General features: G+C 70.1%; 1 protein-coding gene. It reads right to left on the reverse strand.

The genetic code is table 11. The features are described from left to right. On the reverse strand, positions 1-314 hold a 314-nt coding region (locus tag G3446_RS27385; protein WP_209262685.1), incomplete at both ends, for a transposase.

Here is a 314-nt window from a genome sequence, read left to right on the forward strand (position 1 = left end):
AGGCTGTCGAGCACCCGCGCGATCTCCTTGGGGTCCGTCAGCCGCGGCAGGCGTCCGGCCGCGATGGCCTGGCGCAGACGGCTGACGAAGCCGCCGCGGACATGCCGCGACAGCGCGCGGACGGGAAAGAGATAGGTGCTCTTCGCCGGGTGCCACTCCCCCGAGGCCGAGACGGCCCCGCCGGGCACCAAACAGTGCAGATGCACATGCCGCGTCAACGTCTGCCCCCAAGTATGCAGCACCGCGGTCATGCCGAGCTGTCCGTCCAAGCGCTTGGCATCTGCGCCGAAGGCGGAGAGGGTTGCCCAGACGCT

Origin of the sequence: Thiorhodococcus minor, from assembly GCF_010820565.1 — a bacterium.
GTDB lineage: Bacteria > Pseudomonadota > Gammaproteobacteria > Chromatiales > Chromatiaceae > Thiorhodococcus > Thiorhodococcus minor.